7 protein-coding genes and 3 tRNA genes are annotated in these 10,012 nt (G+C 43.1%); 3 read left to right on the top strand and 7 right to left on the bottom strand.

The window, feature by feature from the left end; all coding sequences use genetic code 11:
* Positions 1 to 92: 92 nt before the first annotated feature.
* The 5 genes from Aba26S_RS09755 to Aba26S_RS09735 all read right to left on the bottom strand — a co-directional run bounded on the left by Aba26S_RS09755 (position 93) and on the right by Aba26S_RS09735 (position 1,822).
* Positions 93 to 169, bottom strand: a tRNA-Asp gene (locus Aba26S_RS09755).
* A 43-nt stretch (positions 170 to 212) separates the two neighbouring features.
* Positions 213 to 289 (bottom strand) — tRNA-Asp (locus tag Aba26S_RS09750).
* A 23-nt stretch (positions 290 to 312) separates the two neighbouring features.
* Positions 313 to 388 (bottom strand) — tRNA-Val (locus tag Aba26S_RS09745).
* Positions 389 to 545: 157 nt separating this feature from the next.
* The gene (gene elsL, locus Aba26S_RS09740; protein ID WP_005244045.1) at positions 546 to 1,061 is read right to left on the bottom strand and encodes a cell wall-recycling L,D-carboxypeptidase ElsL; all 516 of its coding nucleotides are present in this window, start codon (positions 1,059 to 1,061) and stop codon (positions 546 to 548) included.
* 395 nt (positions 1,062 to 1,456) lie between these two features.
* Positions 1,457 to 1,822, bottom strand: coding sequence for a YbaN family protein (locus Aba26S_RS09735; protein WP_005244046.1), 366 nt, complete (start codon positions 1,820 to 1,822; stop codon positions 1,457 to 1,459).
* A 100-nt stretch (positions 1,823 to 1,922) separates the two neighbouring features.
* Between Aba26S_RS09735 and Aba26S_RS09730 the strand changes: the two genes are divergently transcribed.
* From Aba26S_RS09730 to dapE, 3 genes are all read left to right on the top strand, one after another.
* Positions 1,923 to 2,795 (top strand): DUF1853 family protein, encoded by an 873-nt coding sequence (locus Aba26S_RS09730; RefSeq protein WP_043971721.1) that lies wholly within the window; start codon positions 1,923 to 1,925, stop codon positions 2,793 to 2,795.
* 108 nt (positions 2,796 to 2,903) lie between these two features.
* Positions 2,904 to 3,047 carry an entericidin A/B family lipoprotein gene (locus Aba26S_RS09725; protein ID WP_168926886.1) on the top strand — a complete coding sequence of 48 codons (144 nt, stop codon included), beginning with the start codon at positions 2,904 to 2,906 and terminating at the stop codon, positions 3,045 to 3,047.
* Positions 3,048 to 3,170: 123 nt separating this feature from the next.
* The gene (dapE, locus tag Aba26S_RS09720) at positions 3,171 to 4,304 is read left to right on the top strand and encodes a succinyl-diaminopimelate desuccinylase (RefSeq protein WP_043971717.1); all 1,134 of its coding nucleotides are present in this window, start codon (positions 3,171 to 3,173) and stop codon (positions 4,302 to 4,304) included.
* A 48-nt stretch (positions 4,305 to 4,352) separates the two neighbouring features.
* Here dapE and Aba26S_RS09715 read toward each other — a convergent pair whose 3' ends face one another.
* Both Aba26S_RS09715 and Aba26S_RS09710 read right to left on the bottom strand, forming a co-directional pair.
* On the bottom strand, positions 4,353 to 4,808 hold the full coding sequence (locus tag Aba26S_RS09715; protein WP_005244051.1) for a hypothetical protein: 456 nt from the start codon (positions 4,806 to 4,808) through the stop codon (positions 4,353 to 4,355).
* A 13-nt stretch (positions 4,809 to 4,821) separates the two neighbouring features.
* The gene (locus tag Aba26S_RS09710) at positions 4,822 to 9,906 is read right to left on the bottom strand and encodes an Hpt domain-containing protein (RefSeq protein ID WP_043971715.1); all 5,085 of its coding nucleotides are present in this window, start codon (positions 9,904 to 9,906) and stop codon (positions 4,822 to 4,824) included.
* Positions 9,907 to 10,012: the final 106 nt, after the last annotated feature.

Raw genomic sequence — 10,012 nt, 5'->3', positions numbered from 1 at the left:
TAACAAACTTAAAGTATAACTTTAAAATCTGTCTGAATATCAAGGATGTTAATCCTATCTAATCAACTCTAGCTATTCTTGCAATCTTAAAGTGGCGCAGCGGACGGGGCTCGAACCCGCGACCCTCGGCGTGACAGGCCGATATTCTAACCAACTGAACTACCGCTGCACGATAATTTTGCAATCACAGCAAACGACGATTAAAACTTAAGTGGCGCAGCGGACGGGGCTCGAACCCGCGACCCCCGGCGTGACAGGCCGGTATTCTAACCAACTGAACTACCGCTGCACTTGAGTCTTAACGTAAAGGCTTGGTGGGCGCTGACGGGATCGAACCGCCGACATTCTGCTTGTAAGGCAGACGCTCTACCAACTAAGCTAAGCGCCCTTAACGTCTTCATCGTTTGTGAGGTGCATTATAGAGAATCTTTACAGCCTGTCAAACGCTTTTGCCATTCTTTTCCAAAAAAACCGCACGAGTGATTAAAAAATAAGTAATTCCTTGAAAAAACCGACATTTCCGTATTTTATTTAAGCACTTATTGCTATTTTCTTAGCTCATTTTCGATGGCATGTTCTGAGATATAAACCAGCGCTTGCTCAGAAACGAGTCCAAATAGTTCGAGAATTTCATCATTCTTCATTCGAATACACCCATGCGACATGGGAATCCCCATCGGTTCTGTATCGGGTGTCCCATGAATATAGATATAACGCTTAAACGTGTCGTGCCCTTCTCCATGATTAAAGCCTTCCTCTAAACCATCCAGCCATAAAATTCGCGATAAGATCCAGTCACGTTGCGGGAATTGCTGAGCCAATTGCTGGTCATAGACCTCCCCTGTGGGCTGACGTGCAATAAATACGGCATTTTTAGGTGCATCCTCACCAATCTTTTGTGCGACCTGATGCCAACCTCGAGGCGTTTTCCCGCTATTCTCCTGTTCACCAATACCGTTCTTCCCAGAAGAGATCACATAAAATTTATTCTGTTTTGGCAAATGTAATGTTTGTTGTGCTAAATCAATGACAATATCTGCCTGATCTAAGGTATAGCTCATTTTTATCTCAATAACGGATGGAACAACTTCATTTCAACATAGACGGGCGCTTTTTTCTTGTACTTTTCCGTAGTTTTAATCATGGGTGAGTTTTAAATATAAGTATAAACGCACAACCCTTGTATTTTTTCTCATTGCCAGCCTTTATTTCATCTCTTGTATTAAAGCCTATTCTTATTGTTGCGAAGTTTTAGTCGCTCGCAGCAAATAGCGATATTTGGCGCAAGGTCTTGCGCATGAGAAATACATTTCGCAAGAGCGTTGCTTTAAGTTTGTTTATCCTCGCCACTCGCAGCATAGCTGCTCGTCTTGCGCAGCTAAAAAGCGTTGCTTTTCTTAACTCGCCACTTGCAGCATAGCTGCTCGTCTTGCGCAGCTAAAAAGCGTTGCTTTTCTTAACGCTGCTCAGGCTCGGGGCGTAACCACAACCATACCGCAACAATAAACATGGTGACATCGGTAAAGACTTTGACCCAAAATGGCGCATTGGTAAACAGCATCAAAATACCGCTAATCAACATCATGATACTGGCAATCCATTTTGCCTTACGTGGCACAGTGCCATGTTCACGCCAGTTGCGTAAGGTCGGACCATATTTAGGATGATTGAGTAACCACGCATCCATTTCAGGCCAACCTTTGGAAGCAGCCCATGCGGCAAGAATCAGAAATACTGTCGTGGGCATTCCCGGTAAAATCGCCCCAATGATTCCCAACGTAATAAAAAATACGACCAAACTACGCCAGAACAAAGTTTTCATTGAGCCATTAACCAACACCTGTTTACAACCGTGCTAGTATAAAGCGTTTTTAGTGTCGTTTCTTAAACTTAACCTATTATTTCAATGATTGAGTGACTTCATGTCTAAGATGATTGCCACCCCTTGCTATTTTGAGCCGTGGTTACAGTTTAAGCACCCCATCGTACGACATTTAGCATTTTGTATTGCCAGTCCGAATATTTTGGCTCAAATTCCACCTGATTTAAACATTAAGCATCCTTTTGAGCTTCATTCAAATCAGAACTGGCTAGATCACTATCTAGGTTATGAAAACCGCTTAAAACAACTTGATCAGCAGCCCCAACCCTTAATTGATTTTCTGGCGCAACTCAAAAGTACTCGGCTTGGTTTGCGTTTTGAAAATCTATTGTGGTTTTGGTTATTAGATGACGCTTATCATCCGTACCAGCTCCTTGGACATAGTATTCAAAAAATTGCAGGTGCTATCACATTAGGCGAACTTGATTTTTTACTGCTTAATCAAGACACTCAAGAAGTAGAGCACTGGGAAGTGGCTTTAAAATACTACTTAGGTGAAGGCGAGCTAGATTTAGCACAGTGGTATGGACTGAACCGAGAAGATACTTTACAGCGTAAATTAAAACATTTTACCGAGCGTCAGTTCCAGTTTACTGAAGCAAATCATCATCAGATCCAACGCAAATTTGCGGTGATGAAGGGACAGTTATATCTTCCAGCAGAATCCCACCACCTCAACCTGCCTTGCTGGATTAACACCTCAAGGCGTTTAGGTCATTGGGGCACTGATCTTCCTGAAACAGCTTATTATCGCTTACAGCGGCATGAATGGCTTTGTCCCGATCGGTACCCCACTTCTGAAACAGCAGTCTGGTGGAGCAATGGTCTTTATTATCAGGATTCACCGACTCCTGTGTTTTATATGTTTCGCCAGCCCTCATTATTGTTTAGCAAACCTAAACAAACTCATTAGTTCATAGAGTAACATTTTATAACACATTTACCATCAAACCCTTATGTTCATTTAATGCTAAATTTTTTAGCCTCTTAAGTACATCATAATTACATTTAAACGGAGAAGATGATGAAAAAAATCTTAGTTGCTTCAATCATGACTGCTTTTGTTTTAACTGGTTGTAATACATTTAAAGGTATCGGTAAGGATGTATCTAAAGCTGGTGACAAAGTAACTCAAACGGCTGAAAAAACGCAAAATAAAATGTAATTCGATACAACCCGCCTTACCAAACCTTATCTAGACCTAGATAAGGTTTATTTTTAATACCTTTCTCCACAATATTCCCCTATTATATCGGTTCACATTTCACCAGATTTAGCTCCATCTCGCATGAATCACTCCGATACGCTCGAACTTAGTTTACAACTCCTACGCCAACCTTCTGTCACCCCGATAGACCATGATTGTCAAAATATCATGGCAGAACGCTTAGCAAAAATTGGTTTCAACATCGAAAACATGCGCTTTGAAGATGTCGATAATTTATGGGCACGTCGTGGTACTGAAAGTCCGGTATTCTGTTTTGCAGGCCATACTGATGTTGTTCCAACGGGCCATTTAGATGCATGGAATTCCGATCCATTTTTACCGAGTATTCGTGATGGTAAATTATATGGTCGCGGTTCTGCTGATATGAAAACTGCTTTGGCTGCCATGGTGGTTGCCTCTGAACGTTTTGTGACTAAACATCCAGATCATAAAGGTTCAATTGCTTTTTTAATCACTTCCGATGAAGAAGGCCCATCGATCAATGGTACGGTGAAAGTGGTTGAGACCTTGGAAGCACGTAATGAAAAAATGACCTGGTGCTTGGTCGGTGAACCATCGAGTACCAATCAACTTGGCGACATCGTTAAAAATGGTCGTCGTGGCTCACTCAATGCTGTGTTAACCGTACATGGCAAGCAAGGTCATGTTGCTTATCCACATCTGGCAGAAAACCCGATCCATACCGCATCTAAAGCCTTAAATGAGCTATGTGAAACCGTTTGGGACAATGGCAATGAATATTTCCCTGCAACTTCCTTCCAGATTTCCAATATTCAAGCCGGTACAGGCGCGACCAATGTGATTCCAGGCACATTACAAGTTACGTTTAATTTCCGCTACTCAACGGAAGTGACTGCGGATATCTTAAAACAACGCGTAGTCGAACTCTTGGATCAACACCACCTTCATTATGATATTCAGTGGACGTTATCAGGCTTACCATTTCTTACGCCTGTAGGTGACTTGGTCAATGCGGCAAAAACCGCGATTAAAAATGTCACGGGGATTGATACGGTACTTTCAACCAGTGGTGGCACTTCTGATGGTCGCTTCATTGCACCAACAGGTGCACAAGTACTTGAATTGGGCGTATTGAATGCAACAATCCACCAAATCAATGAACATGTGAATGTCGCAGAATTAGAACCATTGGCTGAAATCTACGAACAAATTCTAGTCGAACTACTTGCCTAAAATAAAAATGTATAAATAAAAAAGGAACTCTGATGAGTTCCTTTTTTATTATAGTCCAAGTTGGGTCTGTATATTCTGTAGATGTGGGACATAAAATCGGTTTTCCCCCATCTTCACATATTTAAACACCTTGCTATCGTCAACTTCACCTTCTTCATCGACCACTTCCGAAATACGTAAACGGATCGACTCAGGCATTTGATTGCAAACTAGGGCAAAGCGTTGTGATACATCATCTCCTTCGACAACCAGGGCCACACCTTGTTTTTGCATCGGATCATTGACCGCGTATACAGGAAGTTTTAAATCATGCCATTCAATATGATCAACATTGGTTTGAGTATCCATTGCTGACAATACAATATTTTGTGGCAACAGCATGGGTACGTTTTGATGACATTCAATAATGTATGCATCAATAAACCCCGTGGAAACCGTAATTAAATGTTGTAACTCTTGTTGGTCAATTTGTCCCAACGCCGAGTTTGCGCTTTTCTTAACCATTATTTTTTACCTCTTAGCGCACCGTAAGTAAGCTTTCAATATTCTCCAAGAGTGCTTCTTCTTGGAATGGTTTACCCATATATTGGTTAACGCCTAGTGATAGTGCACGTTCACGATGCTTCTCACCAGTACGTGATGTAATCATGATGATCGGCAAGTCGCGGTGTATTTCATGATGGCGTACCAGATTCGACACTTCAAAACCATCCATACGCGGCATTTCAATATCCAGTAACATCAGGTCTGGTTTCACGGTTTCAAGCTGTTCTATGGCATCCACACCATCTTTCGCGGTCACTACATCATAACCTTGACGCTCTAACAGACGTGAGGTCACCTTACGTACGGTCACCGAGTCATCGACAATCATAATCAAGCGACGCTCATCATAACGCTGTTTGCTATATGTCTCATCTGCCTGCTTACTCCGCGCAGTAGACTGCGCTTGTCGTGCAATATTTTGACCATCCAGAATCAAACAGACCTGACCATCACCAAGAATCGTTGCACCTGCAATCACCCCAATATTGGAGAACTGTTGCCCCACCGGTTTGACGACAATCTGTCCACGTGAACCAATCAGTTGATCAACCAACAGGGCAGTGGTTTGTCCTTGAGCACCTTTAATCAACAACACAGGTAAAGAATGAACCACTCCACTTAAGCGAGGAACAGGTTGTCCTGCAACGAACTCGGATAAGTAGCGTAAGCGATAACGTTCTTGGTCAATGGTAAAATAGTCATCCTGACTTTCAAAGTATTGTTCTAACGCCAATGGAGAGATACGAACAATACGGTCAATCTGAGCCAATGGGAAGGCAAACTGCTGATCGCCTGCTTTTACCATCAAGGCATCACTGACGGCAACCGTGGTTGGTACGCGAATGGTAAAGGTTGTTCCCTTACCCAGCGTAGAGTCGACACTGACATGACCACCCAAGGCCTTAATGTCACTCTGAACCACATCAAGACCCACACCACGACCCGAGATTTGAGTCACTTGGGTTGCCGTACTAAAGCCTGGATGGAAGATAAACTGTAGAATTTCTTCCTGATCCAGTTTCTGATCTTTGGTCATGAGGCCAGTTTGTAACGCTTTTTCTTTGATGCGGTTAACATCAATCCCTTTACCATCGTCACTGAACGTCACCACGACATCTGTCCCTTGGCGACCAATGTTCAACACAATATGCCCAGTTTCTGGTTTTTGTGCTTGTAAACGCTGTTCACGATCTTCAATACCATGGTCAATCGCGTTACGTAACATATGCTCAAATGGTGCAACCAACCGCTCAAGAATACTGCGGTCCAATTCACCTTCAGTATTGTTCACCACCAGTTCTGTTGGTCGATTCAACGTCGATGCCGTTTGACGCACAATACGTTGCAGACGTGGCAATAGACGAGAGAATGGAACCAGACGGGTACGCATCAGGCTTTCTTGAATTTCAGCCTGAATCCGCGACTGTTGTAGTAATAAGCCTTCAGTATCACGTATTTTTTCAGACAGTGTCGTTTTAAAATCAACCAAATCCGAAGCCGATTCAGCAAGTGATTTGGAGAGCTGATTCAACGATGAATATTGGTCCATTTCCAGTGGGTCAAAGTCTGCATAACGTGCCTCTTCGCCACCATGACGGGCGATAATCTGGCTTTCCAACTCACCTTCCATTCGGCGTAACTGATCCGCCAAACGCTTGATTGCCAATTCCATTTCCGTCAACGTACTGCCTAACTGACCCAAATCCATTTCAATACGTGAACGGTTAATCGCATTTTCCCCTGACAGGTCAATCATCTTCTCGATGACCTCAGCAGAGACACGAATCATTTCATTGTTCTGTTCTATGCGTTCCGTGGTTTCCCACTCACCCAACATCGATGGAGGTTCAGTGCCATCCCCCTGCACAAACTCCATGGTAAATTCAGGTGTAAAGATATCTTTGGTCGAGAGCTTCTGAGGAAGTTGTGCAGATACATCGACAAACTCCATCTTCTCCAAGCTTTGTTTCAAGCCGTCAAAATTTGCATATTGACGTTTAGAGATGGCATCATTTAACCATGCCAATGCTGTATTGAGCAGGTTGTCATACACATTGGAATTGAAATGATGTACACCAAATTGCTCAAAAGCATTCTCTAAATGGTAGGCGATAATCGCAATGGCATCCATTTCAGCCATGCGCGCGCCACCTTTCAGACTATGCGCATTACGCTGTAACTGTAGCAATAAACTACGGTTACCCCGTTGCTCAAACCATTGCTTCAATAAGCCTTGTGCTTGCTCCAGCAGTTCTTCAGCTTCTTCAAGGAAGGTTTGCTCAACCAGAGAACGAACGTCATCATCCGTAGGCTCCAGCACTGTCTGCGGCAGTTGTGCCGCTGCAGTATGCTCAAGAACTTCGGTTTCAACCCACTCAGACGCTGACTCAACGTCAACAGGCTGTTCATCGACCAGCGTTTCGGTTTTGACAGACTCAGGCTGTTCCAGCAAAGTCTCGACTTGGCTCGACTCAACTCTTTCAAACTCGTGTGCTGTTTCAAGCCCAGACTCAACAGAAGCAACATCCGATTGATCAGCGTGTTGCAATAATTGCAACACATGGGTCGATGGATAATCGGTGTGCTGATCACGAATGGTTTGAATACGATCCGCAATATCATCCTGTACCAAACGAATAATGGCAATCAGTTGTGGTGTCGCCTGAATCTGTTGATTGATCAGCTTCTCATAAATGGTTTCTAATTCATGCGCAATCAAACCAATATGACGCGCTTGAATCATATTTGCCCCCCCTTTTAAGGTGTGCAAATAACGCATCAGGTTTTTGAGGGCATTGATATCTTGATGATCCGTCGTCCACGTATTCAGATCCGCATCAATCCCGACCAGCAACTCATCGGCTTCTTCAAGAAAAATCTCTATCAGGTCAGGATCAAAGTCACGGTTGGCCTGATCAGACGGTAACTGCTGCTTATCCAGCGCGAGTTGCGCTGCAAATGCAGTAACATCAATCGTCGTCGTTATCGATTCAACCTTATGTGGCGTCGCAGTAAGAGCAACTTCCGTATCATCGCTTTCCATTTCGGCTGTGTTTAGTTGCTCAGGCACGGTGACTGGCACAGTTTCACGTTCAAGCTGCTCAGCAACAACTGTTGTTTTCGATAACTGCTCAAGCACAGCTAAAGTATGCGTGGCAGGATAATCCACCTGCTGATCACGAATGGTTTGGATACGATCGGCAATATCATCCTGAACTGAACGAATCGCTGTAAGCAATTGTGGTGTTGCTTGAATCTGCTGATTAATTAACTTTTCATAGAGAGTTTCTAGTTCATGCGCAATCAAGCCAATATGACGTGCCTGAATCATATTTGCTCCCCCTTTTAGGGTGTGCAAATAACGCATCAGATTCTTTAACGCATTGATATTTTGATGATCAGTTGCCCAAGTGTTCAGGTCAGTATCAATTCCGCCAAGCAGTTCATCTGCTTCTTCAAGGAAAATCTCCACAAGATCCGGGTCAAAATCACGGTTTGCTTCACTTGACTGCAATTGCTGTTTATCGAGCGCAAATTGACTGGAAAAATCCGTTGTTTGAATAGCTGAACCAGCTTTTACATGAGCTTCAGTCGCTGCTGTTTCTTCAGCTGCATCTACTTCCTCTACAACAGATATGTCATCCAAAGATTCAACATTTTGTTGTGTAAATGAACTCAACTCATTTAAAACACGTTCATGTGCTTTGGTTAAAGTGACGCGCTGTCCCGCCGCCAAGGTATCAAATAGCTGGATAAACTGTTGATGGACTTGGTGATAGAGCTCAAATGCATAATCCAAATGCAGTAAACTTGGCTTAAAAATCAGATCTTGATAGCTAGAACGCAACAGACTGGTGTATTGATACATCCCGATGGTTGCATGATGATGCGTATGCTGTAACAAGGTCTCTGTTTGTTGACTGAGTAGTTGCAGGTATTGAGGGAACTCCTGACGGGCACGACTCTCAAAATCAAATTCGACATCTAAAAGATCATTGATATTGAGTTCAAGCAACTCAGATACCAAGCCTTGCGGTCTTATTGCAGCACCATTCTTTTCTTCAAGCTGGAAATCGTAACTGTCCCATGCCACATTAAACGTCTGATAGATTTCATCGAGTTTCTGCTGTGAAGCCTGTTGTTTTAATGTATGCAAATAATCCCGTACAAACTGCGCATAATGCGTCAGCAAAGCCGTTTCATCCGAACTAGAATCCAACTCTTCTTGTAATAAGGTTTTAAATAGATTCTCAACTTTTGAGCTCGCCTCAAAAACGTGATTCACATGCGCCATGGCAGAACTGCCACGTAAGGTATGTAATGCACGAATCAAGGTATTATAATGGTCGTTACTTGGGCGATCATTCTGCAAAAATTGGTCGATGGTGGCTAGATGTTCTTCGGCTTCTTCTTGGAAAATGGCCAAGGTTTCTTTAGCCAGTGCCTCATCTTCAAACGGTGCCGCCCATTCAAGTTCAGATACAGGCTCAACCTGCTGCTGTTCGAGATCAGTGGTTGCTGTTTCCTCCATCTGCTCAAGTCCAGTCATTTGCTCTTCACTGGTTAAATCAGTCGCAAGATGAAGTAATTCTGCTAAGGCTGGTTCAGGACTTTGCTGTTGTTGTAATTGCTGTCCCAACACGACCAAAGGTCTAAAGTCGATTAAATGCTGTTGAACTGCTTTAAAATCATGACAAAGTTTAAAACGATAAATATTGAACACTGTTTCTACATAACGCTGAATATCTGCATTCAAGCTAATCGTGCCTGCGATAACACGATTCAGCGTATCTTCAACTGTCCATGCCAACTCACCTGAAGATTTAGCTCCCACCATTCTTCCAGAACCTTTTAAGGTATGAAAGTGGCGGCGAATATCGCTCAACACATTCTGCTGATGTGGTTGTTCCGCCCACTGAACGAGTAATGGTTCTAACTCAACAAAGATTTCATCTAATTCTTCAATAAAAATCTCAAGAATCTCTGCATCTTGCTCAAGATAACTGTCTTCAGGAAGCGTCATCGTTTCAACTAACGTTTTTAATATTTGTTTCATAGCTGCTTCTTTCGTTTTTATCCACCAATGTGGGTAAAAATTACGTCTATCTATTACACAAGATGTAGTCCCACTGCACCATCATCTTGTTGAGATATCCAACCTC

This window comes from Acinetobacter sp. NBRC 110496 (assembly GCF_000876115.1).
Classification (GTDB): Bacteria; Pseudomonadota; Gammaproteobacteria; order Pseudomonadales; family Moraxellaceae; genus Acinetobacter.
This window is presented reverse-complemented; position numbering and strand designations above follow the sequence as displayed.

Coding starts and splice junctions, on each gene's coding strand:
- elsL (WP_005244045.1), bottom strand. CDS start 1,061: ATGAGCTATACCTTAGATCAGGCAGATATTGTCATTGATTTAGCACAA.
- Aba26S_RS09735 (WP_005244046.1), bottom strand. CDS start 1,822: ATGAAAACTTTGTTCTGGCGTAGTTTGGTCGTATTTTTTATTACGTTG.
- Aba26S_RS09730 (WP_043971721.1), top strand. CDS start 1,923: ATGTCTAAGATGATTGCCACCCCTTGCTATTTTGAGCCGTGGTTACAG.
- Aba26S_RS09725 (WP_168926886.1), top strand. CDS start 2,904: ATGATGAAAAAAATCTTAGTTGCTTCAATCATGACTGCTTTTGTTTTA.
- dapE (WP_043971717.1), top strand. CDS start 3,171: ATGAATCACTCCGATACGCTCGAACTTAGTTTACAACTCCTACGCCAA.
- Aba26S_RS09715 (WP_005244051.1), bottom strand. CDS start 4,808: ATGGTTAAGAAAAGCGCAAACTCGGCGTTGGGACAAATTGACCAACAA.
- Aba26S_RS09710 (WP_043971715.1), bottom strand. CDS start 9,906: ATGAAACAAATATTAAAAACGTTAGTTGAAACGATGACGCTTCCTGAA.